Here is a 24,436-nt window from a genome sequence, read left to right as displayed (position 1 = left end):
ATCCACAGCGTGCTCTTCATGTGCGCGTATAACGCGGTGCGCTCCCCGATGGCGGAAGCCATGGCGAAGCACTTCTTCGGCAAATCGATCTATGTCCAGTCGGCCGGAGCGAGGAAGGGCGACGTCGATAAGTTCGCGCTGGCCGTGCTCGACGAGATCGGCATCGACGCTCATCGCCACAGGCCAAAATCGATTGAGGATCTCGAGGAGTGGGAAGGGTTGAACTTCGACCTCATCATCTCCCTCTCACCGGAGGCGCATCACAAGGCCCTTGAGCTGACAAGAACGCTCGCCGCCGATGTCGAGTACTGGCCGACGCCGGATCCGACCATCGTCCAGGGCTCGCGTGAGCAGGTGCTCGACGCCTATCGCGACGTACGGGACGGCTTGATGCGGCGGATCAAGCAGCGCCTGCGGGCCTGACGCTGCGCCTGGACACGCACGGCCCCACCTGCACCACGCGTACTTTTAAGTGAAACTTTACGAGTGGTGAGCGACTTCGTCCGGCCCGATATGGCCTGCCGGATAGCGCGGAGAAACCGAGTTCCCATGACGTCCGGATTCCTGAACGAGATTCCGGCCGATCAGGGCCGGGGCGTGTTGTTGCGGGATGCGCTCATCATTGTCATTGCGCTCGTGGCGGTCAGCCTGGCGGCAGCGCTCAGCCTGCCCCGGGGCTCGGATGACGCCGCTCCATCGCGCGCAATTGTCTTTTCGCCATGGACCTCTGAGCGCGACGCGCTAGCGATGACGATGGCGGCCGGGCATCGCGTTCTGCGCAGCGGGATCGCTCACTTCATCGTCATTACGGCGCCTTCCGTGGACCCGGGCGTCAAACAGGCGAAACCGAAGGGGGCCTTGCTGATGCTGGCGCTTTCGGGGCTGGCCGGGTGCCTTGACGCCCGTTCGTCGGCGGATGCTTCGTCATGATCTGGACCCTGACCGGAGTTCGCGTCGTCGTGGCCCGCTTCCTGCTCGGGCTCGCCTTCCTTCATGTTCCGCTATTGGCGCTGAGCGTCTGGTTCCACGGTGGCGAGGTGCTGCTTGCTGCCTCCTTCGCCTTCGTGCTCGCCGCTGGTGCCCTGCTGCTCTATGCCCGCTTCGGCGTGGCGATCGTCTCACAGCTGGTGATAGCGATAGTGCTGATCGGCCAGGTTTCGATGCTGGTCTACAGCTTCGCCGGCCATCCCTGGCAGCCTGACACGCACATGTATTATTTCGCGGTCCTCGCGCTGTTGGCGGGGTTTTGCGACTGGCGCCCGATCGTGATGGGGGCTGGCCTGACCGCGCTTCACCATCTGGCGCTGCAGTACCTGCTTCCGTCAGCCGTGTTCTACCAGGGCGGCAATATCTGGCGCGTGCTCCTGCATGCCGTGATCGTGGTGATCGAGACCACGTTCCTGGCGGCGCTTGCCATGATCCTTGGGCGGATGTTCGCCATGAACCGCGACAGCCTGCGTCATGCCAATGCGATCGCCGAGCGCGAACGCGCGGCCGGAGAGCGGGAGAGGCACCTCGCCGACGAGCTCGGCCGCCGCAGCGAGACTCTGCGCGAAACCGTTCTGAATTTCCGCCAGCAGATGGAGCAGGCCATGGCGGTTCTCGACCGTTCGGCCGAGGCCATGCAGGGCGAGTCGCGGGCCTTGACCGGCACCTCCGATCAGGCGCGTCACCAGATGGGGCATGTCTCGGAGGCTGCCGAGGCGACGACGCGCAGCATCGACCAGCTTGCGGTTGCCAGCGGGCAACTCGCAGCTTCGATCGGCGAGATCGGCCAGAATGTGTCGCACTCGGCCGACGGCTCCAAGAGCGCAGCCGAGCTTGCCCGGCGCGCCAGCGCGGAAATCGAGGATCTCGCCCGCAGCAGCGAGAATGTCGGTGCGGTCGTCGAGATCATCCGCGGCATCGCAGCGCAAACCAGCATGCTGGCTCTCAACGCCACCATCGAGGCGGCCCGGGCCGGTGAGATGGGACGAGGCTTCGCCGTCGTCGCAAGCGAGGTGAAGACGCTCTCTGCCCAGACCGCCCGTGCAACGGACGAGGTTTCCGGTCAGATCAGCGCGATGCAGGTCGCGTCACAGCGCTCGTTGAAGGCGATCCGCGATATCGTGACGGCGATGTCCGAGGTCGAGCGTGTGGCGGAGGCGATCGCCGTCTCCGTCCACGAGCAGGACCGGGCGACCATGGAAATCGCCCGGCAGGTCCAGCTTTCCTTCGAGGGGGCGAGGCGCAGTGCCGGTGCGGTCGGCAATTTCGAGACGATGACCGTTCGCACCCATGATGCCGCCGCGCAGTTGCAGGACGCTGCCGATGCGCTGGCGAAGCAGGCCCACAGCATCCGTCAGGAGGTCGCGGCGTTCTGCGGCCGGGTCGCGGCAGCCTGATCGGACGAGGCCCTATTACCAGGCCCGGCCGGGTCCGATCTTGCCGATATCGAGCCGCTGACCGAGTGTCGCGGCCACATCCGAAAAGCTCCGGCGCCCCCCGATCGCCTGTGCCGCGACACCTGGCCCGAAGGCGAGGATCGGCACATGCTCGCGCGTATGGTCCGTGCCCTTCCAGGTCGGGTCGTTGCCATGGTCGGCCGTGATGATGGCAAGATCGTCCGGGCCGAGCTTCGCCTCCAGCCGCGGCAGCATCGCATCGAAGGCTTCCAATGCGGCCGCATAGCCCGGCACGTCGCGGCGATGGCCGTATTCGGTATCGAAATCGACAAGATTGACGAAGCAGAAGCCGCCATCCGGCAACCGGTCGAGCGCGGCGAGGGCGGCCTCGAACATGGCCGCATTGCCGAACGGCTTGATCTCCTCTCCGGTGGCGCGATGGGCAAAGATGTCGCCGATCTTGCCAATGGTGATGACGCTGCGGCCCAGCGTCGCGAGCCGGTCGAGGATTGTGTCGTTGGGCGGCGGAATGGCGAAGTCTTTCCGGTTCGCCGTCCGGGTGAAGCCGGTTGTCGCGGTGCCGACGAAGGGGCGCGCGATGACGCGCCCGATCCTGAGCGGATCGACCAGGACGCGTACCGTGCGGCAGAGCTCGTAGAGCCGCTCCAACCCGAAATGCTCCTCATGTGCCGCGATTTGCAGCACGGAGTCGACCGAGGTGTAGCAGATCGGCTTGCCCGTCCGGATATGCTCCTCGGCGAGCTCGTCGATGATGACGGTTCCCGAAGCGTGCTTGTTGCCGAGAATGCCCGGCAGCCTGCCGTCGCGAATGATCGCCGCGACCAGATCCGGCGGGAAGGAGTTTTCCAGCTCTGTGAAATAGCCCCATTTGAACGGAACGGGGCAGCCAGCGATCTCCCAATGACCGGAGGGAGTGTCCTTGCCCTGGCTGGTCTCGATGCCATAGCCGTACTGCCCCTGTGGCGCGATCGGCTTGCTGACGCCCGCGAGCGGCCTTCCGGTGGAAGCCTCGCAGGCGTGGGCCAGGCCCAGCCGGGCGAGGTTCGGCACCTGCAATGCGCCGTGCCGCAGACCTTCGCGGTCGCCCTTGCCTGCCGCGCAGCTCTCCGCGATATGGCCCAGCGTGTCGGCGCCGGCATCGCCATAGAGATGCGCGTCCTCCGCGCCGCCGCAGCCGACGGAGTCAAGCACGATAAGGATGGCGCGGGTCATCTCAATCCTTCACCGCAGCGCTGCCGACGGGCTCGAGGTTGAGCGCGGCGGCGAGCAGGGCCTGGGTATAGGCCTCGCGAGGATGCGCAAAAATCTCCTCGGCTGGTCCTTCCTCGACGACCTTGCCGTTCTGCATCACCACAACCCGGTGCGACAACGCCCGCACCACTTTGAGGTCATGGCTGATGAAGAGATAGCCGAGCTTGCGGCGGCTCTGCAGCTCCCGCAGGAGCTCGACGATCTGCGCCTGCACCGACATGTCGAGCGCCGAGGTCGGCTCATCCAGCACCACGAATTTCGGGTCGAGGGCCATGGCGCGCGCGATTGCGATACGCTGGCGCTGTCCGCCTGAGAATTCATGCGGGTAGCGATCCATCGCTGCCGGGTCGAGGCCGACATCGCTGAGCGCCCTGGCGACGATCTCGCGGCGAGCTTCATAGCTCAGCCCCTTGTCCTGGACGGTCAGCCCTTCCTCGACGATGCCGGCGACCGAGAGGCGCGGAGACAGCGAGCCATAGGGATCCTGGAAGACGACCTGGAGATCCTTGCGCTTCGGGCGGACGGCGGCGCTGGTCAACCCGTCGATGCGATCGCCGAGGAAGACGACAGGCCCCTCCGAGGAGATCAGCCGCAGGATGGCGAGGCCGAGCGTCGTCTTGCCTGAGCCGGACTCGCCGACGACGCCGAGCGTCTCGCCTTCCCGCACCTTGATCGAGATGCCATCGACGGCCTTCACATGGCCGGTGGTCCGGCGCAGGAAGCCGGATTTGATCGGAAACCAGATCTTCATCGGCCCGGCCTCGAGCAGCGTCGCGGCGCCCTCGGCGACCGGGGCGGGGCGACCCTTGGGCTCGGCTGCGAGCAGGCGCTGGGTATAGCTGTGCTGCGGCTTGTCGAAGATCTCGGCGACAGCCCCCTGCTCGACGATCCGGCCCTTGAGCATCACGCAGACCCGGTCGGCGATGCGCCGCACGATGCCCAGATCATGGGTGATGAACAGGATCGCCATCCCGAGGCGGTTCTGCAGATCCTTCAGCAAGGACAGGATCTGCGCCTGCACGGTGACGTCGAGCGCAGTCGTCGGCTCATCGGCAATCAGCAGGTCCGGCTCGTTGGCGAGCGCCATGGCGATCATTACGCGCTGGCGCTGACCGCCGGAAAGCTGATGAGGATAGGCGTCGAGCCGGCTCTCGGCATCGCGGATTCCGACCAGGGCCAGCAGCTCCAACGTGCGGGCGCGAGCCGCCGCGCCGCGCAAGCCCTTGTGCAGCTCGAGGATCTCGCCGATCTGCCGCGCAATGGTGTGCAGCGGGTTCAGCGAGGTCATCGGCTCCTGGAACACCATGGTGATGTCGTTGCCGCGCACCTTGCGCATCGCGTTCTCATCGGCCGCGATCAGGTCCTGTCCGTTGAATAGCACCTTGCCGGACGGGTGATGCGCGGCCGGATAGTTCAGCAGCTTCAGAATCGAGAGCGCGGAGACGGATTTGCCCGAGCCGGATTCACCGACGATCGCCAGGGTCTCGCCCTTGGCGACATGAAAGGAAATGCGGTCGACGGCGAGCGTCTCCCTGCCGCCCTGGCGGAAGGCGACGGAAAGATCCTCGACAGAGAGAAGGGGAGCGCTCACGCGAAGGTCTTCCTTGGATCGAAGGCGTCGCGCACCGCCTCGCCGATGAAGATCAGCAGCGACAGCATCAGGGCGATCACGAAAAAGCCGGACAGCCCGAGCCAGGGCGCCTGCAGATTGGCCTTGCCTTGCGCCAGCAGCTCACCGAGCGAGGGCGAGCCGGGCGGCAGGCCGAAACCGAGGAAGTCGAGCGAGGTGAGCGTCGTGATCGAGCCGTTCATGATGAAGGGCAGGAAGGTCAGCGTCGCGACCATGGCGTTCGGCAGCAGATGCTTGACCATGATCTTGGCGTCGGACAGGCCGAGCGCACGCGCTGCGCGGACATACTCGAAATTGCGGGCCCGCAGGAATTCGGCCCGGACCACGCCGACCAGCGCGACCCAGGAGAACAGCAGCAGGATGCCGAGCAGCACGAAGAAGCCGGGCGTGATCACGGCCGCTACGATGATCAGCAGATAGAGCGCGGGGATCGAGGTCCAGATCTCGATGAAGCGCTGGAAGATCAGGTCGGTCCAACCGCCGAAATAGCCCTGCACGGCGCCAGCCGCGATGCCGATCACCGAAGAGATCGTGGAAAGGATCAGGCCGAACAGGATCGAGATGCGGAACCCGTAGATCAGGCGCGCCACGACGTCGCGGCCCTGGTCGTCCGTGCCGAGCCAGTTCCATTCGAGCTCGCGGCAGGACATGCCGCCGGTTCGCTCGGCGATCGGCCGGCACTGCTCGTCCTTCAGCATCCAGGTCGGTGGCGCAGGAGCGGGAACCGGCAGGTCGAGATTATGCGTGCGGTAGGAGTAGCGGATCGGCGGCCAGATGGCATAGCCATTGGCATCGATCTCCTTGGCGATGACCGGATCGCGATAGTCGGTGGTGGCGAGGAAGCCGCCGAATTTCTCCTCGGGATAGTTCACCACGATCGGGAACAGGAACTCGCCCTTGTAGCGCACGACGAGCGGTCGATCATTGGCGATGAACTCCGCGAAGAGCGAGAGCACGAACAGTGCCAGGAAGATCCAGAGCGACCACCAGCCCCGCCGGTTCGCCTTGAAATTGTTGAGCCGGCGCCGGTTGATCGGTGAGAGCTTGAGCCAGCCCTGGCCCGCCTCGGGTGGTGCAAGCGCCGCACTGCGAGTGCTCGGCGGCAGGTCGATCAGCGTCTCGCTCACCTCAGGCCTCCCGCGTTTCGAAATCGATCCGGGGGTCGACCCATGTGTAGGTCAGGTCCGTGATGAGATGCACGACAAGGCCGATCAGCGAGAAGATGTAGAGATTGGCGAAGACGACCGGATAGTCGCGGTTGACGATGGCCTCGAAGGAGAGGAGCCCGAGGCCGTCGAGCGAGAAAATCGTCTCGATCAGCAGCGATCCGGCGAAGAGCGCATGCACGAATGCGCCGGGAAAGCCGGCGATCACGATCAGCATGGCGTTGCGGAAGACGTGGCCGTAGAGCACGCCGCGTTCGCTGAGCCCCTTCATCCGCGCCGTCAGGACATATTGCTTGCGGATCTCGTCGAGGAAGGAATTCTTGGTCAGCAGCGTCGAGGTCGCGAAGGCGCCCAGCGCCATCGCCGTGACCGGCAGGGCAATGTGCCAGAGATAGTCGGTGGCCTTGCCGATCAAGCTGAGTTCTTGCCAATTCTCGGAATGGAGCCCGCGCAGCGGAAAGATCTGCCAGAACGAGCCGCCGGCGAAGAGCACGATCAGGAGGATCGCGAACAGGAAGCCCGGAATGGCGTAGCCGACAATGACCACGGCGCTGGTCCAGGTGTCGAAGCGCGAACCGTCCTTCACCGCCTTGCGGATGCCAAGCGGGATCGAGATCGCATAGGAGAGCAGTGTCATCCACAGTCCGAGCGAGATCGAGACCGGCAGTTTCTCCTTGATCAGCTGCAGTACCGGTGCGTCGCGGAAATAGGACCGGCCGAAATCGAAGCGGATATAGTCCCAGAGCATCTTGCCGAAGCGCTCATGTGCCGGCTTGTCGAAGCCGAATTGCTTCTCCAGCTCCTTGATGAAGGCCGGATCGAGCCCCTGCGCGCCACGATAGGATGAGCTTGCATCGCCGTGCTGTGCTCCGGCATCGCCGCCGGCACTGCCGCCGACACGGTCGGAGGCGTTGCCGCCCTGGCCCTGCAACTGTGCGATCACGCGCTCCACCGGCCCGCCCGGCGCGAACTGCACGAGGACGAAGGAGATCAGCAGGATGCCGAACAATGTCGGCACCATCAGCGCGAGGCGGCGGGCGATATAGGAGAGCATCCGTTCACCCGGCCTTTCGGGAAGGACCAAGCACACCGAGATGGGTGTCGGCAAAGAGCGAGGGATATTTTAGGCCATAGCCCAGCGCCCGGTCGAACTCGATATGCCCGGCCCAGATCAGCGCGATCGCAAGGGCCGTCGGCAGGGCCAGCGAAAGGCCCGCGATTGCCAGCAAGGCCGGACCGATCAGCGAGTGAGCGGCGTTGTAGATCGTGGCGCCCAGCCTCGGATTGGCGAGATAGCCGAGCATGCCGAGATCCGGGGCCAGGATCAGTGCAGCAAAGAACCACCACGATGCGCCGGTGCCGGCAAAGAGCCAGATGCACAGCACGCCGAGGACAAGTCCTTCGAGGCGCAGGAGAACCCTGGGAGTTCCGCTGACCTGGCCTCGGGCTTCCGCTACCATCCTCACGCCTTCCCGATCCGCTTGGCTTTCTCGGCGTCGAACCACCAGATGGCGGGAGCGCCGGACGTGTATTTCGGCTTGGATGCCGGCCGGTCGAACATGTCCCAGTAAGCCAGCCATTCATTCGGGTTCCACCACATCGGCACCCAATAGCGGCCGGCGCGCAGCAGCCGGTCCAGCGCCTTGGCCGCCACGACGACGTCCTTGTAGCTATCGGCCTGGCCGATCCGATCGATCATCGCGTCGATGGCTGAATCGCTGATGCCGGCGACGTTGCGCGAGCCGCGCGTCTTCGCGGCTTCGGAACCATAGACGATGCGCAGGGAATCGCTGGGAATCGCGCTGCCCGTCAACGCGCGGCTGACCACGTCGAAATCGAATTCATCGAGTCTTCGCTGGTACTGCGCGGCATCGACGATGCGCGAGGTCGCGTTGATGCCCAGGCGCTTGAGATTGGCCTGGAACGGCTGGGTATGTGGCTGGAGCGAGGCCTGGAAATCGAGGAACTCGATCTCGAAGGGCTTGCCATCGGGCAGCTTCAGCACATTGCCGTCCCGCTTGCAGCCGGCTGCGCGGAACATATCGTCCGCCTTGCGCAGCAGGGCGCGGTCGCTGCCGGAGCCGTCGCTGACCGGCGGGAGATAGACCTCGCCGAAGACTTCGTCCGGCACCTTGCCACGGAAGGGTTCGAGCAGAGCAAGCTCTTCGGGCGAGGGTGTGCCCACAGCCTTGGAATCCGAGTTCTCGAAGAACGAGGTCATGCGGGCAAAGGAGCCGAACATGATGTTCTTGTTGGTCCAGTCGAAATCGAAGCAGAGCCCGATCGCCTCGCGGATGCGCGGGTCCTTGAAGGCATCGCGGCGCAGGTTGAAATACCAGCCCTGCGAGCCGGTCGGCTCGGTATTGGGCAGGGATTCCTTCTTGACTTTGCCGTCCTTGATCGCCGGGAAGTCATAGCCGGTCGCCCAGATCCGGGAGGTGAATTCCTCCTGGAAGGTAACGATGCCGCTCTTGAAGGCCTCGAAGGCGACCTGCCGGTCGCGGAAATACTCCCAGCGCGTGCGGTCGAAATTATTGACGCCGACATTCACCGGCAGGTCCTTGCCCCAGTAGTCGGGAACCCGCTCGAATTCGATGAAGCGGCCTTGCTCGAACCGCCCCACCTTGTAGGGGCCGGACCCAAGCGGTGGTTCCAGCGTCGAGGCGTCGAAGTTCCGCGTCGACCAGAATTTCGCGGAGAAGACCGGCAGGCCTGCGACGACGAGGTGCAGGTCGCGACCGCGCTTCGGCGAAAGCGTGACGACGACGATGTCGTCGCCTTCGGCCACCGACGAGACCAGCTCGTTCAGGATCAGGCGGTAGGATGGGTGTCCCTTGCTCTTCAGGATATTCATGGAGAAGGCGACATCGGAAGCGGTCACCCGGCTTCCGTCATGGAAACGCGCCTCGGGCCTGAGCCGAAAACGGTAGGTCAGCCTGTCCCCGGAGATTGCGACGCTCTTCGCCAGCAAGCCGTAGAGCGCGCCTGGCTCGTCGCCGGAGCCGGACATCAGGCTGTCGAAGCACGCATCCATGCCAGCGGCGCCATCGCCCTGGAGCACGAAGGTGTTCAGCGTGTTGAAGGTGTCGAAGTTCTGGTTGCCGCCGGCCCGCTTGATCTGCAGCGTGATCGTGCCGCCCTTCGGGGCCTTCGGGTTCACATAGGCGAAATGCGGAAAATCTGCGGGGAGCGCCAGTTCGCCGAAAGTCGAGAGGCCATGAACCTCCCCGGTCTCGGCCATTGCCCGGCCGGGCAGGGCAGGCAGGCCCCCACTTGCCAGCGCTGCTCCACCGGCTTCGAGCAGCCTGCGGCGTGTGATGCGCATCGCCATGGTGCCTCGTCCTCCTGCAACTGATTCGCTGGCCGATTATGTCGACCCGTGAGGTCGATACCAGCGCGGAGAGGAGATTCCTCGCCATGGTGAGGGCAAGAGCATGGCGGGAGCAAGCAAAAGCCGGGCTCAAGGGCCCGGCTTGCAATCATTCAGGCGCGCCGAATCGACGCAAGGCTCATTTCGGAAGCGGCTTCGGCGCATCCGCGAGCGTGTTGAGATAGGCGATCACGTCGGCACGGGTATCGGGCTTGGTCAGACCGGCGAAAGCCATCGTCGTTCCCGGCATATAGGCCTTCGGACCCTTCAGGAAGCCGTCGAGCTGCTCGGCTTCCCACTTCTCGGAGGAATGGCCTTTCATGGCAGCCGAATAACCGAAGCCGTCGATCGACCCCTTGCTGCGACCATAGACGTCAAAGAGATGCGGGCCGACCTTGTTGGCGCCGCCCTTCTCGAAGGTGTGGCAGGCCTTGCAGGCGCCGACAGCCTTTTCGCCACGGGCCGGATCGGCCTTGGCGAGACGTTCCACGATCGGCGCGTCCGCAACTGGAGCCGCAGCGGTTGCACCGCCGGCGGCAGCTGGCTCCGGACTCGGCAGATCGAAGCCGGGCACGGCCGGCTTGTGCGGCGCGAAGACAATGCCGGCGGCCATGTTCAGGGCCATCACCACGAGCAGCGTGGACAGTCCCGCGCCGGCAATCTTGTTCAGCTCGATATTCATCGCATCGAAACCCTTGGGCCTCGCCACAGGACAGGCAAGGCATAGCAGCGCTCCGGCCGGAGCCTGGGAGCGCCGACACACGGCCGTTGCTTAACCGCTTTGCGCGCTTCATTGCAACTCGTATAAGCACGCACCTCTTTGAGACCTTTTGACGCCTCCCGTCGCAGCCTCGCGACCTTCCCCCCAGAGCTGTTGCCGATGTCGGACCCGCTGATCCTGATTCCCGCCCGCATGCAGGCGACCCGCCTGCCCGACAAGCCTCTGGCAGACATCCTGGGCGAACCGATGATCGTGCATGTCTGGCGCCGGGCGATGGAATCGGGCGTCGGTGCCGTGGTCGTCGCCACTGACGAGCCGCGCATCGTCGCGGCGGTCGAGAAGGCTGGGGGGAGGGCGGTGATGACCAGCATCCACCACCAGACCGGCTCGGATCGAATCAAGGAAGCGGCCGATATCGTCGATCCGCAGGGACGCCACGACATCATCGTCAACGTCCAGGGAGATTTTCCCACGCTCGAGCCGAGCGCGATCGCTGCCGCGGTGAAGCCGCTTGCGGATGCTGCCGTCGACATTGCGACCCTGGCCGGGGTCATTACCGACGAGGACGAGAAGACCGCACCGAGCGTCGTCAAGCTGATCGGCAGCGAGATCAGTCCCGGCCGGATGCGCGCACTCTACTTTACCCGTGCCACCGCGCCGAGCGGCGAGGGGCCGCTCTATCACCATGTCGGCCTCTATGCGTATCGCCGCCGTGCGCTCGATCGCTTCGTCAGCCTGCCGCAATCACCGCTCGAACTCCGCGAGAAGCTCGAGCAACTGCGTGCACTGGAAGACGGCATGCGCATCGACGTGATGGTCATCGATCACGTCCCGCGCGGCGTCGACACGCCTCCTGACCTGGATCGCGCCCGCGCGCTCCTGAAATCCCGCCTCGGAGCCTGAATCATGTCTGTCGTCGTGTCCTACCAGGGCGAGCCCGGAGCCTTCTCCTCTCAGGCCGCCCTGCAGGTCTTTCCGGATTGCGAATTGCTGCCCTGCGCAACCTTCGAGGATGCCCTGTCCGCGGTCAGCGACGGAACGGCTCGCTATGGCATGATCCCGATCGACAATTCGATCGCCGGTCGCGTTGCCGATATCCACCATTTGCTGCCGCGTTCCGGCCTGCACATCATCGGCGAGCATTTCCTGCCGATCCGCTTTCACCTGATGGCGGTGCAGGGAGCGACGCTCGCCACCCTGAAGACCGTGCAGAGCCATATCCATGCGCTCGGCCAGTGCCGCAAGATCATCAAGAAGCTCGGCCTCAAGGCCGAGGTCGCTGCCGATACCGCCGGCTCCGCCCGGCAGGTCGCGGAAGCCGGCGACGTCACCCGCGCAGCGATCGCGCCGCATATCGCCGCCGAAGTCTACGGCTTGAATATCCTGATGGAGGACATCGAGGACGAGAAGCACAACACCACGCGCTTCGTCGTGCTTTCGAAATACCCGGAATTCGCCCGCCAGGGCGCGAAGAAGACCGTGACGACGCTGATGTTCCGCGTGCGCAACATCCCGGCGGCGCTGTACAAGGCGCTGGGCGGTTTTGCCACCAACGGCATCAATATGACCAAGCTCGAGAGCTACATGGTCGACGGCCATTTCTCAGCGACGATGTTCTACTGCGATGTCGAGGGGCATCCTGATGACGCGGACCTGAAGCGGGCCCTGACGGAGCTCGAGTATTTCTCCAAGGAGATGAAGATTCTCGGCGTCTACCCGGCGCACGCGTTCCGCGCGAGCCTCGCCGAGCCGGGAGAATAGGCCGATCGCAGCCGACCGGAAACCGCGTCGGCTGCAGACGCCCTCACGTGCTAGGGCGTGACGCCGTCCTCGGCCCACGCCTTCAGGATCGTGTTCGCGATCGCCATATGGGGCGGGCAGGACAGGCCGTCCGGGTGCCTGCCATCCAGCATCTGCAGCGCCTCCTCCCGCGAGAACCAGCGCCCTGCTTCGAGTTCGTTCCCGTCCAGCGTGATGTCGTCGTTCAGCGCTTCGCTGATGCAGCCGATCATCAGGGAGGACGGGAAGGGCCAGGGCTGCGAGGCGACATAGCGCACGGCGCCGGTGCGCAGCCCTGCTTCCTCGAGGGTTTCGCGGCGCACCGCATCCTCAAAGGTCTCGCCGGGCTCGAGAAAGCCGGCAATGCAGGAATACATGCCCGGCGCGAACCGGGCCTGACGGGCCAGGAAGCACTGATCGCCACGCACCGCGAGCATGATCACGACCGGATCGGTGCGCGGGAAGTGCAGCGCGCCACATTGCGAGCATTCGCGCCGCCAGCCGCCGCTCACCGTCGGCGAGAGCCCGCCGCAGCGGGCGCAGAATCGATGTCGCGCATGCCAGTCGAGCAGGGCCTTGGCCTCGCCCAGCGGCCCGACCTCTTCGGCTGGAACGAGCCGCTTCAGGGCGATCGAGCGCAGGTCGCTGACCACGAGGTCGTCGCGCTCGCGCAGCGGCTCGGCGAGTTCCCGGTCGACCAGTCGGCCGAAGCAGGCGGTCCCTTGCGGGTCGAGCCCGAGGAAGACTTCCTCATGCGCCTTGCCGATAGTGTCGGCCTCGCTCTCGGCGAACCAGATCGTCAATGTCTCGGCGTCGATCCGCTTCAGGATCGGCGTCTCGCCGGAGACGATCGCATGGCGCGTACCGGGCGAAGCCCGAAAGCCCTCGACCGCGTCGGGACGGTCACGCAGGTCGCCGCGGCGGTCGAGCGGGTTCGTGGCAAAGCCGGTCAGGGCCGAGCGTTCGCGTCGAAAGGAGACATCGTTCATGCGCACACCCGTCTGGCAGGCGGCTTAAGAACAGCCGCCGTATAGGCGGATGTGCTAGCGGCAAAGTGCCGCCTGCGCCAGAGGTGGAAGGCGCGAGGCGGGTCTGCTCCCGGCGGGTTGGTCGTGCCTTAAAGCATCGGCCCGAAAAGTGGATTGCGGTTTTCGGGAAGGCCGATGCAACATCGGCGATCTAGCGCTCGCCGCGTCCGCGCAGCAGATGGATGATCGCGGAGAAATCGGAGCCGCCTTCACCCCAGGCATTGTGCAGGCCGAAAAGCTGGGCTGCGGCTGCGCCGAGAGGCGTCGCAGCGCCGGCCGCCTGGGCGGCTTCCTGCGCGAGCTTCAGGTCCTTCAGCATCAGTGCGGAAGCGAAGCCCGGCTTGTAGTCGTTATTGGCCGGCGATGTCGGCACCGGGCCGGGAACGGGGCAGTAGGTGGTCAGCGACCAGCACTGGCCGGATGAGGTCGATGCGACGTCGAACAGGGCCTGATGCGACAAGCCGAGCTTCTCGGCCAGAACGAAGGCCTCGGAGACGCCGATCATCGAGATGCCCAGGATCATGTTGTTGCAGATCTTCGCCGCCTGGCCGTTGCCGGAGGGTCCGCAATGGACGACGCGCCGGCCCATGGCGGAGAGGATCGGGTCTCCCTTCTCGAAAGCCTCCTTCGAACCGCCGACCATGAAGGTCAGCGTCGCGCCCTTTGCGCCGCCGACACCGCCGGAAACCGGCGCATCGAGCGAGAGGCAGCCGCGTTCGGTGGCCAGTGCATGCGCCTTACGGGCACTTTCGACATCGATCGTCGAGGAATCGATGATCAGCGTGCCAGCCTTCACCACGGGCAGGATGTCGGCCCAGACCGCGAGCACATGCTTGCCCGCCGGCAGCATGGTGACGACGACCTCGGCATTGGCGACCGCCTCCCGGGCCGAGCCCGCGATATGCACGCCGAGTTCTGCCGCAGCGTCCTGCGAGGCCTGCACCAGGTCGAAGGCGCTGACCTGATGTCCGGCCTTGACGAGATTGGCGGCCATCGGGCCGCCCATATTGCCGAGCCCGATGAAGGCGATGCTGGTCATGGTCTAACCTCGTCGTTTGAGAAGCTTTTCCGTGGGGCAGGGATATCCCGGCTCTGAGGCTAGTTCCCCTTTGCCCGCCCTACCAGCGAGCGCGCCACGATCATGCGCATGACCTCGTTCGTGCCTTCCAGGATCTGATGCACGCGCAGGTCCCGCACGATCTTCTCGATGCCGTAATCGGCGAGATATCCGTAGCCGCCATGAATCTGCAGCGCCTCGTTGGCGACCGCGAAGCCGGTATCCGTGGCAACCCGCTTGGCCATGGCGCAGAGCTTGGTCGCGTCGGGTGTCTTCTCGTCGAGTGCCGAGGCTGCCCGCCACAGGAACGTCCGCGCCGCCTCGAGTTCGGTCGCCATGTCGGCAAGCTTGAACTGCAGTGCCTGGAAATCGGCGATGCGTGCGCCAAAGGCCTTGCGCTCCTGGGCGTAGGCCAGCGCCTTGTCGAGCGCGCCTTGTGCTCCACCGAGCGAGCAGGCTCCGATATTGAGCCGGCCGCCATCGAGCCCTGCCATCGCGATCTTGAAGCCGATACCCTCGGGCCCGAGGCGGTTCGCCACGGGGACGCGGCAATTCTCGAAGATCACGGCGCGCGTCGGCTGCGCATTCCAGCCCATCTTCTTCTCGTTGGCCCCGAAGGACAGGCCGGGCGTGCCGTTCTCGACGACGAGCGTCGAGATGCCTGAGGGGCCGGCCTCGCCGGTGCGCACCATCACGACATAGATGTCGGAGACGCCGGCGCCGGAGATGAACTGCTTCTGGCCGTCGAGCACGTAATCGTTGCCGTCGCGGACCGCCCTGGTCTTCAGCGCGGCGGCGTCCGACCCTGCACCGGGCTCCGTCAGGCAGTAACTCGCCAGATGCTCCATCGAACAGAGCTTCGGCAGCCAGGCATGGCGTTGATCCTCCGAGCCGTAGCGGTCGATCATCCAGGCGCACATGTTGTGGATCGAGATATAGGCTGCGACCGTCGGGCAGCCGGTCGCCAGCGCTTCGAAGATCAGCGTCGCGTCGAGCCGTGACAGTCCCGAGCCGCCGACATCCTCTCCGATATAGATGCCGCCCATGCCGAGCGCGGCGGCCTGGCGCATCTCCTCAACCGGGAAGTGCTTCTCCTCATCCCAGCGCAGGGCATGAGGGGCGAGGGTCTCTGAAGCGAAACCCTGCGCCATGTCGCGGATCGCGATCTGGTCTTCGGTGAGGGAGAACATGTCGCGATCCTTGTCGTCCGGGGCCTTCAGCCCATCGTCGGGATGACGAAGCTTGCTCCATCCTTGACGCCGGACGGCCAACGCGAGGTCACCGTCTTGGTCTTGGTGTAGAAGCGGATCGAGTCCGGGCCGTGCTGGTTGAGATCGCCGAAGGACGAACGCTTCCAGCCACCGAAGGTGTAATAGGCCAGCGGCACCGGGATCGGCACGTTGACGCCGACCATGCCGACCTGGACGCGGGAAGCGAAATCGCGCGCCGCATCGCCGTCGCGGGTGTAGATCGCGACGCCGTTGCCGTATTCGTGGTCGTTGGCGAGCTTGAGGCCTTCCTCATAGTCCTTGGCGCGGACGACCGAGAGCACGGGGCCGAAGATCTCTTCCTTGTAGATGCGCATGTCGGGCGTCACATGGTCGAACAGGCAGCCGCCCATGTAGAAGCCGTTCTCGTAGCCCTGCATCTTGAAGCCGCGGCCATCGACGACGAGCTTGGCGCCCTCGTTGATGCCGGTCTCGACATAGCCCTTGATCTTGTCGAGCGCCTGCCTGGTGACGACCGGGCCGTAATCGGCGGAAGAGTCGGTGGAGGGGCCGATTTTCAGGCTCTCGACGCGAGGGATGAGGCGCTTCACCAGTTCGTCGGCGGTGGCCTTGCCGACTGGAACCGCCACCGAGATCGCCATGCAGCGCTCGCCGGCCGAGCCGTAGCCGGCGCCGATCAGCGCGTCGACGGCCTGGTCCATGTCGGCATCCGGCATGATGATCATATGGTTCTTGGCGCCGCCGAAGCACTGCACGCGCTTCCCGTTGGCGCAGCCGCGGGCATAGATGTACTCGGCGATCGGGGTCGAGCCGACGAAGCCGACGGCCTTGATGTCGTGATCGTCGAGGATGGCGTCGACCGCTTCCTTGTCGCCATTGACGACATTGAGGATGCCGGGAGGGCCGCCGGCTTCGATGAACAGCTCGGCCAGACGCATCGGCACGCCGGGATCGCGCTCGGACGGCTTCAGGATGAAGGCATTGCCGCAGGCGATGGCGGGGCCGAGCTTCCAGAGCGGGATCATTGCGGGGAAATTGAAGGGGGTGATGCCGGCGCAGACGCCGAGCGGCTGGCGCATCGAATAGATGTCGATGCCTGGGCCGGCGCCGTCGGTGAATTCACCCTTCATCAGGTTCGGGATGCCGAGCGAGAACTCGACGACCTCGACGCCGCGCTGAATGTCGCCCTTGGCGTCGGCGATGGTCTTGCCGTGCTCGCGGGCGAGCAGCTCGGCCAGCTCGTCATTGTTCTGCGCGATGAGGTCGAGGAACTTCATCAGCACGCGGGCGCGGCGCTGCGGGTTTACCGCCGCCCATTTCGGCTGTGCCGCCAGTGCGTTTTCGACAGCGGCGCGCATCTCGGCGGGGGACGCGAGCGCGACCTTGCCGATCACGGTTCCGTCCATCGGCTGGTAGATGTCGGCCGTGCGGCCCGAGGTTCCGGCGACGTGCTTGCCACCAATGAAATGACCGACCTGACGCATCGCGCCCTCCCTACGAATGGTGTGGTGTCTTGATTGGCCTCACCCCTACCATTCTCGTTTGTGCACGGCTATAGCAACTATCAAGCGGTCGTCGTGCGCAAAAGCAAATATCAGGGAGAGCGTCTTGGAGAGGTTCGACTGGGATGATCTGCGCTTCTTTCTCGCTGTTGCCCGCTCCGGCCGGCTGACGGCTGCAGCCCGGCGTTTGGGCGCCGATCATGCCACGGTCTCACGTCGTGTCACCTCTCTGGAGGAATCGCTCAAGGCCAAGCTCTTCGAGCGCCGGCCGCAGGGCTACACCCTCACAGCCCATGGCGAGCGATTGCTGGCCAAGGCCGAGAGCATGGAGACCGAGGCGCTCGCGATCCAGAGCGATATCGGCGGCGCCGACATGGCGCTGGCCGGCACTGTGCGGATCGGCGCGCCGGACGGTTTCGGGACCTGTTTCCTGGCGCCACGACTGGCCGGCCTCGCCAAGGCCTATCCCGGGCTCGAGCTGCAGCTCATCGCAATGCCGAGGCTGCTGTCGCTGTCCAAGCGGGAGGCCGATGTCGCGATCACGCTGGCGCCGCCCAAGGAGGGTAAGGTCGTCGCGCGCAAGCTCTGCGATTACCGGCTCGGCCTCTATGCGACGCGCGAGTATCTCGACAGCATGCCGGTGGTGGCGAAGCCCGACGACCTCTTCGAACATCGGATCGTCGGCTATATCGACGACCTGATCTTCACGCCGGAGCTCGACTATCTCGACGAGGTTGCCAAGGGCCTACGGGCGCAGGTGCAGAGCTCGAATGTGCTGGCCCAGATGAATGCGGTGGTTGCCGGCGCCGGCATCGGCGTCATCCATCATTTCATGGCGGCGACAGAGCCGCGCCTGGTGCCCGTCCTGCCGCATAAGGTGTCGATCACGCGCTCGTTCTGGTTGCTGGTCCATGCCGATCTCAAGGATGTCGCCCGCGTGCGCGCTATCGTCGATTTCATTGTTCGCGAGGCGAAGGCGGCGCGCTCGCTGATGATGGGCGAGCCCAGGATCGAGACCCAGGCGGCGGAGTGACGCTCAGATCCGCCAGGGCAGGACATTTTCCGGCAGGCGCTTGGCGCAAAGGTCGAGCAGCAGCATCACGCCAAGGATCACCGCCGAGGCGCTGATGGCGACCGCTGCCGCCTCGCCGGCGAGCCCGGCTTCCTTCAGGCTGAACAGCACGACGCCCAGCGTCTCGGTTCCCGAGGACCAGAGCAGCGCCGAGACGGTGAGCTCGTTGAAGGCCACGAGGAACACCATCAATGCGCTGACCGTAGCAGCCGGGGCGAGGATCGGCGCCACGATGAAACGCAGCATCTGCCAGAGCGTGACACCGTCCAGTTTCGCCGCCTCTTCGTGATGCGCCTCGATCTGCGCCATCGCCGCGATCGGGGCCTTCAGCGCCAGCGGCAGGAAGCGCGCCAGATAGGCGAAGAGGATGATGAACGGCGTCGCATAGATGCTGACGCCGATCAGCGGCAGCGGCTTCAGGAACATCAGGATGCAGGCGATGGCGAGCACCACGCCGGGCAAGGCGTAGGGCAGTTCGATGACGAGTTCGACGACACGCCTCGCCTTGCCCATTCGCCGCTCCAGCGCGTAGGCGAAGGCGATCGAGGCCAGCGCAAGGATCACCGCCGCGGTGCCGGCGAACAGGAAGGAATTGCGGAAGGCGCGCGCTGTCACGTCCTGGCGCAGCAGCACCTCGGTGAACTTGTCGAAGGTCAGGCTCTGCCAGGAGAGCGCGACGCCGAGCGCTGGCGTCAGTGCCTCGCTGAGCAAGGCGAGGAAGGGCAGGCCGAGCTTAAGGGCGATCAGGAGCCAGAGACCGGCCGTAACGAAGGGACGGGCGCTGCCGAGAGACCAGAAGGGCTGCAAGGGGCGCTCGATTTCGACCTTGCCGCCGCGGCGCGTCGCAAGGATGCTTGCGAGAATGCCGAGGCCGGCGACCAGCGCGACGAGCAACGACAGCGCCGCGGCATCCGGCAGCCCCGCCGGTCCAAAGCTCGAAAGCCGCCGGTAGATCAGGGTTGGCAGGGTGAGATAGTTCACCGGCAGTCCGAGCAGTGCAGGAATGCCGAAATTGCCGATGCCGGCGACGAAGGCGATCAACCCGGCTGCGACGATCTGCGGGCGCAGCACCGGCAGCAGGATGCGGGTGATGATCGTCGGTGGCGCCGCACCTTCGAGCTGCGCCGCCTCGACCAGGGAATGCGGGATGCTGCGCAGCCCGCTCCAGAGCGTGATCGCGACCAGCGGCGCATGATGCAGCGCCATGACCAGGATGATCCCGCCGCGGCCCAGCAGGGGATTGGGCGTTCCCGGTGCAGGTGTCAGGCCGAGCGCGCCAAGAATGGGAGAGTGGGGGGCGGTCAGGCTGAGGAAGGCGAGCGCCGCCACCTGCGGCGCGATCATCATCGAGAAGACGAAGGCGAAGGCCAGCGGGCGCTTGCCGCGTAGATCGGTCACCGCGAGCAGGATCGCGACGGCGCCGCCAATCGCGAAGGCGCCGAGCGCAGAGAGACCGGCGGTCTCGATGCTGTGCAAGGTCGCGGTGAGAGCGGCCCGGCTGCCGATTTCGGCGAGGGCTGCACCCGGCATGAACCGGCCGCCGGGCGCGAAAGCGGCGAGCAGGAGGCGCAGGAAGGGAAGGCCACCGAAGACCAGGACGCAAAGCGCCACCAGCACGGGCAGCCCGAGCCCTGAAGGCAGGTGCAACCCCGGCAGGAACCGAGGTTGCCCGATATGCGGCCGGTCGGAGCGGGCGACGAGGGTCATGCTGCGTCCGGCCTGGCTTGGGCTTACTCGAAGATCGCGCTGAAGCGCTTGCGCGCCGCGGTCTCGTCGGCCAGCGCCTTGGCCGCATCGAACGGCATCAGCTTGATGGCGGCGCGCTCGGGATAGCCCGCGGGCAGCGCAACGTCGGGGTGTGCCGCGACATAGCCCTGCTTCAGGGCAAGTTCCTGGCCATCCCTGGAGATCAGGAAATCGACGAACGCCTTGGCGGCCTCCGGATTCCTGGTGCTCTTGAGGATCGCGACCGGTTCGCTGACGGCGGAGACGCCCTCGCTCGGGAACACGAACTCGACCGGCGCGCCCTTGGCCTTCTCGCGGATCGGCATGAAGTCGACGATCATGCCGTAGAGCTTCTCGCCGGTCGCGACCTGCCTCAGGATGTCGCCATTGCCACCTGCTGCCAGCGCACCGTTGTTCCTGAGGGTTTCATAATAGCCCCAGCCACCGGGCAGGTTGCCCGCGAGCGTCATGGTGTGGATCAAAGCTGCGCCGGAGTTCAGGGGGCTCGGCATGGCCAGCAGGTTCTTGACCACCGGCTTGCCGAGGTCGAGCCAGCTGGTCGGCTTCAGTCCCGCCTTGGTGTTGTAGACGATGCCGGTGGTGATCAGCTTGGTCGCGAACCACATCTTCTGCGGGTCGTGAATGCCGGCGGGATAGGCCGATGTCGCGGCGGCTTCATGCGCGAGCAGCCGGTTCTCCTGCTTCAGCCCTTCCATCGTCACCGAATCGGCGATCAGAAGAACATCGGCCTGTGGCGCGCCGGCCTCGATCTCGGCCCTGAGCTTGGCCATGATGCGCGGTGTGCCGTCGCGCGCGAAACTGATCTCGACCTTGGGGTATTTCGCCTTGAAGGCATCGATGGTCTGCTGGGCGTCGGTATTGGGTTGGCTGGTGTAGAGAACCAGCTTGCCCTCGGCCGCCTGGACAGCGAGAGGGGCCAGGCAAAGGGCAAGGCCCGTCGCAGCCAGAGCGATCATCGCCTTCGAATGCATTGTCTTTCTCTCCTGTCCGTCGGCCGGCCGGCCTCCGGCACTCGCGGTAGACCGCGTATATGACACATCCGTGACCTGTCATCACCGGGGCCGCTTGCGGCAGTGCAACTGCTCCACAAGGTGCTGATGCGCCACCGGGCCAACGGCCCGGTCTGCCCGAATTTCCCGCATCTGCCCGGCTTGTTTGTCGAACGGGTTTTCGACTAGTCTCCTCGGTGAAGGCGTACCAAAACGTCAGATTTAAACGTTTGAAATGGGAGGTTCTCAATGAAATCCATGCGTTATCTCGTGACCGGTGCAGCCTTCGCGGCGATCGCCGCCGGCTGGTCCGGCGCCGCCGTTGCGCAGGAGACGGTGACGGTCTGGTTCACCAAGGGATTCTACAAGGGCGAGGACGATGCCCTGCTCGCGGTGGTCGACAAGTTCCAGAGAGCGACGGGGGTCAAGGTCGATCTCTCGCTCTATGCGACTGAGGATTGCGTGACCAAGTCGGTCGGCGCCGTCGAGGCCGGAACGCCTCCCGATGTCGGCTTCTGCACCACCTATGATTTCCGCACGACCGGGAAATGGGCCTTCGACGGCAAGCTCGAGGACGTCACCGACGTGATCGAGCCGATGAAGGCAGAGTTCCAGCCGCAGGCGCTGGCGACGACCTTCCTGATGAACAGCAAGGCCGGCAAGAAATCCTACTACGCCTTCCCCGTCGAACAGCAGATGATGCACATCACCTACTGGAAGGACATGCTGGAGGAGGCGGGCTTCAAGGAAGCGGACATCCCCAAGGGCTGGGACGGCTATTGGGATTTCTGGTGTGACAAGGTTCAGGGCGCATTGCGGGCCAAGGGCAAGCGCATCTACGGCATCGGCCATCCCATGGGCGTCGCCGCCTCCGACACTTTCTACAGCTTCCTGACCTTCGCCAACGCCTTCAACGCGCAGGTCGTCGACGAGAACGGCAAGATCGTCCTCGATCAGCCCAAGAACCGGGCCGGGATGATCGAGGCGGTCAAGGCCTATGCGAACATCTTCCAGCGCGGCTGCACCCCGCCCTCGTCGGTGAACTGGCTCGACCCCGACAACAACGTCGCGTTCCACAACCGCACGACCGTCGCCACGCATAACGCCACGATCTCGATCGCCGGCAAGCATATGGACGACATGAACAATCCGGCGTTGACCGCCGAGCAGCGGGCGACGGCGAAGAAGAACTACGAGGAGAACATCCGCACGGCCGAGTTCCCGAGGAAGCCGGATGGCAGCCCCATGACGAATCTGGCGGCGGTCAAGACGGCCGTGATCTTCGCCGATGCGAAGAACAAGAAGCGCGGCAAGGAGTTCATGGCCTTCCTGATGAAGGACGAGAACCTGCGTCCCTTCGTCGAGGGCTCGGCTGGGCGCTGGGTGCCGACGACGCTCAAGGGCATCGAGGCTCCGTTCTGGTCGGATGGCAAGGACCCGCACCGCGCGGTCGTCTACAAGCAGTACAAGGACGGCACTGTTCCATTCCAGTTCGTCTACAACTACAATTTCACGACCGTGAATGCCGAGAACGTCTGGGCCAAGGCGGTGAACCGCGTTGTCCAGGACAAGATCTCGCCCGAACAGGCCGTGGACGAGATGATCGCTCGCATCAAGCAGATCGCCGGCTGATCCCGACGACCTGAACGACCGCGAAAACGGCATCCTGCGGCCGAACACGCCGCGGGATGCCGACCCGTCGAAAGAATGCGGGGCCTCGGAGGACGACTGATGACCGCCACCACCATGTCAGCACCGGCAACGGTATCGGCCGAAATGACCTCGGGCCACACGCGAGACAGGGCGCTCTGGGGCGCGCTGATGCTGATGCCTTATATTCTCGTCTTCGCCGTGATGGTGGTCTACCCGGTCGGCTACGGCCTCTGGCTGGGGCTCAACTGGCAGTCCTATCGCGCGCTCTTCGCGGACCCGATCTTCGTTCGCACGGTAGTCAATACCATCATCTTCCTGTTCGTGGCGGTGAACCTCAAGTTCCTGCTCGCGCTCTGGCTCTCGGGCTTCTTCGTGCAGCAGCGCGCCTGGGTGCGCATCGTGCTGGTGCTGTTCATCCTGCCCTGGGCCGTGCCCTCGATTCCGACCATCCTGTCCTTCCGGGTGATGCTGAACCCGGAGAACGGCATGCTCAACCAGCAGCTCTTCCACTGGTTCGGCATCGTCGAGGGGCCGGGCTGGCTCACCGACCCGACACTCGCCTTCGCGAGCTCGATCATGGTCCATATCTGGAAGTCGCTGCCGTTCTGGACGCTGATCCTGGTCACCGGCCGCCTGGCGATCTCGCAGGATCTCTATGAGGCCGCGAGCGTCGACGGAGCCAACGGGTGGCAGCAGTTCCGCTTCATCACCTGGCCGTCGCTGGCGACGCTCTATGTCACCTCGACCATGCTCTCGATGATCTGGACGCTGGGTGATTTCAACAGCGTCTACCTGCTCACCGGGGGTGGGCCGGGCGACTTGAACCATGTGCTGGCGACACTCGGCATCCGCTACATGCGCAACAACAACCTGGATCTCGGTATCGCCTCCATCATCGTCGCGATGCCGCTGATCCTGCCGATGGTCTTCGTGATGGTGAAGCGCCTGTCCAAGGGAGCCGAGTGATGAAAAAGGTTCTCGACGAAGGCAAGCTGATCCTGATCGCGATCCCGGTCCTGCTCTGGACCCTTCTGCCGATCTACCATCTCTTCGTGCTCTCGATCTCCAACCAGGAGTCGATGCTGGCCGGCAAGCTCTGGCCCGATCAGCCGACGCTCCAGAACTTCCAGATCGTCTTCAAGCAGCAGCATTATTACCTGACCAATTTCTGGCTGCAGATGTTCAACAGCTTCTTCATCGCCGTGGCCACGGGGCTGCTGACGCTCTTCGTTGCCACCTGCGCCGCTTTCGCCATCGCCCGGCTGCGGGTCAGGGGCGGGCGCACGATCATGAACCTGGCATTGGCGACCTACCTCATCCCGGCCGCCTTCCTCGCCATCCCGATGTACAAGGCGATGGGCTCCTACGGGCTGCTCAACACGCAGACTGCGCTGATCCTCGCCATGGTCGCGCTGGCTTCGCCCTATGCGATCTGGGTTCTGAAGCAGGCCTCCGACAAGCTGCCGAAGGAACTCGACGAGGCGGCGATCATGGATGGCGCGACCTCGCTGCAGCTCTTCCGCATGGTCTATCTGCCGCTGATGAAGCCGTCGATGGTGGTCATCGGCATCTACGCGCTGCTGCTCGCCTGGAATGAGTATCTCTACGCCTTCCTGCTGCTCTCGAGCGAAAAGGCGGTGCCTCTGGCGGTGGGGCTTGGACTCTTCCTCTCGGCGGATGACGCACCCTGGAATCTGCTGATGGCCGCGGGCCTGCTCTACGCCATCCCGCCGGCTGTGATCTATTATGGCTTCCGCAAGAACATGGTCGGGGGCCTGACATCGGGGGCAGTCAAGAGCTGACCCATCTGCGCCGTGCGCGCAGCCGTCCTTCCGGCC

The 24,436-nt window shown here is 64.9% G+C and carries 22 protein-coding genes; 9 read left to right on the top strand and 13 right to left on the bottom strand.

Features of this window, described 5'->3' with window-relative positions; all coding sequences use genetic code 11:
- The first annotated feature begins 18 nt into the window (after positions 1 to 18).
- The 3 genes from AB4118_RS13060 to AB4118_RS13050 all read left to right on the top strand — a co-directional run bounded on the left by AB4118_RS13060 (position 19) and on the right by AB4118_RS13050 (position 2,384).
- Positions 19 to 423: an arsenate reductase/protein-tyrosine-phosphatase family protein gene (locus tag AB4118_RS13060; RefSeq protein ID WP_441490133.1), complete on the top strand. Its 405-nt coding sequence runs from the start codon at positions 19 to 21 to the stop codon at positions 421 to 423.
- A gap of 66 nt (positions 424 to 489) precedes the next feature.
- Positions 490 to 930 (top strand): hypothetical protein, encoded by a 441-nt coding sequence (locus AB4118_RS13055; RefSeq protein WP_441490132.1) that lies wholly within the window; start codon positions 490 to 492, stop codon positions 928 to 930.
- Entirely contained in the window at positions 927 to 2,384 is a 1,458-nt protein-coding gene (locus tag AB4118_RS13050) for a methyl-accepting chemotaxis protein (protein WP_441490131.1), read from the top strand. The genes AB4118_RS13055 and AB4118_RS13050 overlap by 4 nt, the downstream gene beginning before the upstream one ends.
- Before the next feature lie 15 nt (positions 2,385 to 2,399).
- Here the strand turns inward: AB4118_RS13050 and AB4118_RS13045 are convergent, their stop codons facing one another.
- The 7 genes from AB4118_RS13045 to AB4118_RS13015 all read right to left on the bottom strand — a co-directional run bounded on the left by AB4118_RS13045 (position 2,400) and on the right by AB4118_RS13015 (position 10,504).
- Entirely contained in the window at positions 2,400 to 3,617 is a 1,218-nt protein-coding gene (locus AB4118_RS13045) for a phosphopentomutase (RefSeq protein ID WP_441490130.1), read from the bottom strand.
- A gap of 1 nt (position 3,618) precedes the next feature.
- Entirely contained in the window at positions 3,619 to 5,247 is a 1,629-nt protein-coding gene (locus AB4118_RS13040; protein ID WP_441490129.1) for an ABC transporter ATP-binding protein, read from the bottom strand.
- Entirely contained in the window at positions 5,244 to 6,413 is a 1,170-nt protein-coding gene (locus tag AB4118_RS13035; RefSeq protein WP_441490128.1) for an ABC transporter permease, read from the bottom strand. Before AB4118_RS13035 ends, AB4118_RS13040 begins: the two co-directional genes overlap by 4 nt.
- A 1-nt stretch (position 6,414) precedes the next feature.
- Entirely contained in the window at positions 6,415 to 7,506 is a 1,092-nt protein-coding gene (locus AB4118_RS13030) for a microcin C ABC transporter permease YejB (protein ID WP_441490127.1), read from the bottom strand.
- A 4-nt stretch (positions 7,507 to 7,510) separates the two neighbouring features.
- A complete protein-coding gene (locus tag AB4118_RS13025) occupies positions 7,511 to 7,912 on the bottom strand; it encodes a DUF4260 domain-containing protein (RefSeq protein WP_441490126.1) in 402 nt (133 codons plus the stop codon).
- Positions 7,913 to 7,914: 2 nt separating this feature from the next.
- Positions 7,915 to 9,783, bottom strand: coding sequence for an extracellular solute-binding protein (locus AB4118_RS13020; protein WP_441490125.1), 1,869 nt, complete (start codon positions 9,781 to 9,783; stop codon positions 7,915 to 7,917).
- A 178-nt stretch (positions 9,784 to 9,961) separates the two neighbouring features.
- Positions 9,962 to 10,504 carry a c-type cytochrome gene (locus AB4118_RS13015; protein WP_441490124.1) on the bottom strand — a complete coding sequence of 181 codons (543 nt, stop codon included), beginning with the start codon at positions 10,502 to 10,504 and terminating at the stop codon, positions 9,962 to 9,964.
- A gap of 198 nt (positions 10,505 to 10,702) precedes the next feature.
- Between AB4118_RS13015 and AB4118_RS13010 the strand changes: the two genes are divergently transcribed.
- Positions 10,703 to 11,446 (top strand): 3-deoxy-manno-octulosonate cytidylyltransferase, encoded by a 744-nt coding sequence (locus AB4118_RS13010; RefSeq protein WP_441490123.1) that lies wholly within the window; start codon positions 10,703 to 10,705, stop codon positions 11,444 to 11,446.
- Between the two features lie 3 nt (positions 11,447 to 11,449).
- A complete protein-coding gene (locus AB4118_RS13005) occupies positions 11,450 to 12,304 on the top strand; it encodes a prephenate dehydratase (protein WP_441490122.1) in 855 nt (284 codons plus the stop codon).
- A gap of 50 nt (positions 12,305 to 12,354) precedes the next feature.
- Here AB4118_RS13005 and nudC read toward each other — a convergent pair whose 3' ends face one another.
- The 4 genes from nudC to AB4118_RS12985 all read right to left on the bottom strand — a co-directional run bounded on the left by nudC (position 12,355) and on the right by AB4118_RS12985 (position 17,120).
- Entirely contained in the window at positions 12,355 to 13,311 is a 957-nt protein-coding gene (gene nudC / locus AB4118_RS13000) for an NAD(+) diphosphatase (RefSeq protein ID WP_441490121.1), read from the bottom strand.
- A 190-nt stretch (positions 13,312 to 13,501) separates the two neighbouring features.
- Entirely contained in the window at positions 13,502 to 14,389 is an 888-nt protein-coding gene (gene mmsB / locus AB4118_RS12995; protein ID WP_441490120.1) for a 3-hydroxyisobutyrate dehydrogenase, read from the bottom strand.
- Between the two features lie 59 nt (positions 14,390 to 14,448).
- A complete protein-coding gene (locus tag AB4118_RS12990; protein WP_441490119.1) occupies positions 14,449 to 15,597 on the bottom strand; it encodes an isobutyryl-CoA dehydrogenase in 1,149 nt (382 codons plus the stop codon).
- Between the two features lie 26 nt (positions 15,598 to 15,623).
- On the bottom strand, positions 15,624 to 17,120 hold the full coding sequence (locus AB4118_RS12985; protein WP_441479655.1) for a CoA-acylating methylmalonate-semialdehyde dehydrogenase: 1,497 nt from the start codon (positions 17,118 to 17,120) through the stop codon (positions 15,624 to 15,626).
- Positions 17,121 to 17,244: 124 nt separating this feature from the next.
- On the opposite strand from AB4118_RS12985, the gene AB4118_RS12980 reads away from it, so the two are divergent.
- Positions 17,245 to 18,171 carry a LysR family transcriptional regulator gene (locus tag AB4118_RS12980; RefSeq protein WP_441490118.1) on the top strand — a complete coding sequence of 309 codons (927 nt, stop codon included), beginning with the start codon at positions 17,245 to 17,247 and terminating at the stop codon, positions 18,169 to 18,171.
- 3 nt (positions 18,172 to 18,174) lie between these two features.
- Here AB4118_RS12980 and AB4118_RS12975 read toward each other — a convergent pair whose 3' ends face one another.
- Together AB4118_RS12975 and AB4118_RS12970 are read right to left on the bottom strand one after the other, a co-directional pair.
- A complete protein-coding gene (locus tag AB4118_RS12975; RefSeq protein ID WP_441490117.1) occupies positions 18,175 to 19,917 on the bottom strand; it encodes an ABC transporter permease in 1,743 nt (580 codons plus the stop codon).
- A gap of 23 nt (positions 19,918 to 19,940) precedes the next feature.
- On the bottom strand, positions 19,941 to 20,927 hold the full coding sequence (locus AB4118_RS12970) for an ABC transporter substrate-binding protein (RefSeq protein WP_441490116.1): 987 nt from the start codon (positions 20,925 to 20,927) through the stop codon (positions 19,941 to 19,943).
- Positions 20,928 to 21,203: 276 nt separating this feature from the next.
- On the opposite strand from AB4118_RS12970, the gene AB4118_RS12965 reads away from it, so the two are divergent.
- The 3 genes from AB4118_RS12965 (at position 21,204) to AB4118_RS12955 (ending at position 24,400) form a co-directional block, all read left to right on the top strand.
- Complete coding sequence (locus tag AB4118_RS12965) at positions 21,204 to 22,577, top strand: ABC transporter substrate-binding protein (RefSeq protein ID WP_441490489.1); 1,374 nt, start codon at positions 21,204 to 21,206, stop codon at positions 22,575 to 22,577.
- Between the two features lie 99 nt (positions 22,578 to 22,676).
- A complete protein-coding gene (locus tag AB4118_RS12960) occupies positions 22,677 to 23,564 on the top strand; it encodes a carbohydrate ABC transporter permease (protein WP_441490115.1) in 888 nt (295 codons plus the stop codon).
- The gene (locus AB4118_RS12955) at positions 23,564 to 24,400 is read left to right on the top strand and encodes a carbohydrate ABC transporter permease (protein WP_113515117.1); all 837 of its coding nucleotides are present in this window, start codon (positions 23,564 to 23,566) and stop codon (positions 24,398 to 24,400) included. Before AB4118_RS12960 ends, AB4118_RS12955 begins: the two co-directional genes overlap by 1 nt.
- Positions 24,401 to 24,436: the final 36 nt, after the last annotated feature.

The organism is Allobosea sp. 2RAB26 (assembly GCF_052115465.1).
Taxonomy (GTDB): domain Bacteria; phylum Pseudomonadota; class Alphaproteobacteria; order Rhizobiales; family Beijerinckiaceae; genus Allobosea.
The sequence above is the reverse complement of the archived record's forward strand: the minus strand, read 5'-3'. Positions and strand labels throughout refer to the sequence as shown.

Coding starts and splice junctions, on each gene's coding strand:
- AB4118_RS13060 (WP_441490133.1), top strand. CDS start 19: ATGTGCGCGTATAACGCGGTGCGCTCCCCGATGGCGGAAGCCATGGCG.
- AB4118_RS13050 (WP_441490131.1), top strand. CDS start 927: ATGATCTGGACCCTGACCGGAGTTCGCGTCGTCGTGGCCCGCTTCCTG.
- AB4118_RS13045 (WP_441490130.1), bottom strand. CDS start 3,617: ATGACCCGCGCCATCCTTATCGTGCTTGACTCCGTCGGCTGCGGCGGC.
- AB4118_RS13030 (WP_441490127.1), bottom strand. CDS start 7,506: ATGCTCTCCTATATCGCCCGCCGCCTCGCGCTGATGGTGCCGACATTG.
- AB4118_RS13025 (WP_441490126.1), bottom strand. CDS start 7,912: ATGGTAGCGGAAGCCCGAGGCCAGGTCAGCGGAACTCCCAGGGTTCTC.
- AB4118_RS13020 (WP_441490125.1), bottom strand. CDS start 9,783: ATGGCGATGCGCATCACACGCCGCAGGCTGCTCGAAGCCGGTGGAGCA.
- AB4118_RS13015 (WP_441490124.1), bottom strand. CDS start 10,504: ATGAATATCGAGCTGAACAAGATTGCCGGCGCGGGACTGTCCACGCTG.
- AB4118_RS13010 (WP_441490123.1), top strand. CDS start 10,703: ATGTCGGACCCGCTGATCCTGATTCCCGCCCGCATGCAGGCGACCCGC.
- AB4118_RS13005 (WP_441490122.1), top strand. CDS start 11,450: ATGTCTGTCGTCGTGTCCTACCAGGGCGAGCCCGGAGCCTTCTCCTCT.
- nudC (WP_441490121.1), bottom strand. CDS start 13,311: ATGAACGATGTCTCCTTTCGACGCGAACGCTCGGCCCTGACCGGCTTT.
- mmsB (WP_441490120.1), bottom strand. CDS start 14,389: ATGACCAGCATCGCCTTCATCGGGCTCGGCAATATGGGCGGCCCGATG.
- AB4118_RS12990 (WP_441490119.1), bottom strand. CDS start 15,597: ATGTTCTCCCTCACCGAAGACCAGATCGCGATCCGCGACATGGCGCAG.
- AB4118_RS12985 (WP_441479655.1), bottom strand. CDS start 17,120: ATGCGTCAGGTCGGTCATTTCATTGGTGGCAAGCACGTCGCCGGAACC.
- AB4118_RS12975 (WP_441490117.1), bottom strand. CDS start 19,917: ATGACCCTCGTCGCCCGCTCCGACCGGCCGCATATCGGGCAACCTCGG.
- AB4118_RS12970 (WP_441490116.1), bottom strand. CDS start 20,927: ATGCATTCGAAGGCGATGATCGCTCTGGCTGCGACGGGCCTTGCCCTT.
- AB4118_RS12965 (WP_441490489.1), top strand. CDS start 21,204: ATGCGTTATCTCGTGACCGGTGCAGCCTTCGCGGCGATCGCCGCCGGC.
- AB4118_RS12960 (WP_441490115.1), top strand. CDS start 22,677: ATGACCGCCACCACCATGTCAGCACCGGCAACGGTATCGGCCGAAATG.
- AB4118_RS12955 (WP_113515117.1), top strand. CDS start 23,564: ATGAAAAAGGTTCTCGACGAAGGCAAGCTGATCCTGATCGCGATCCCG.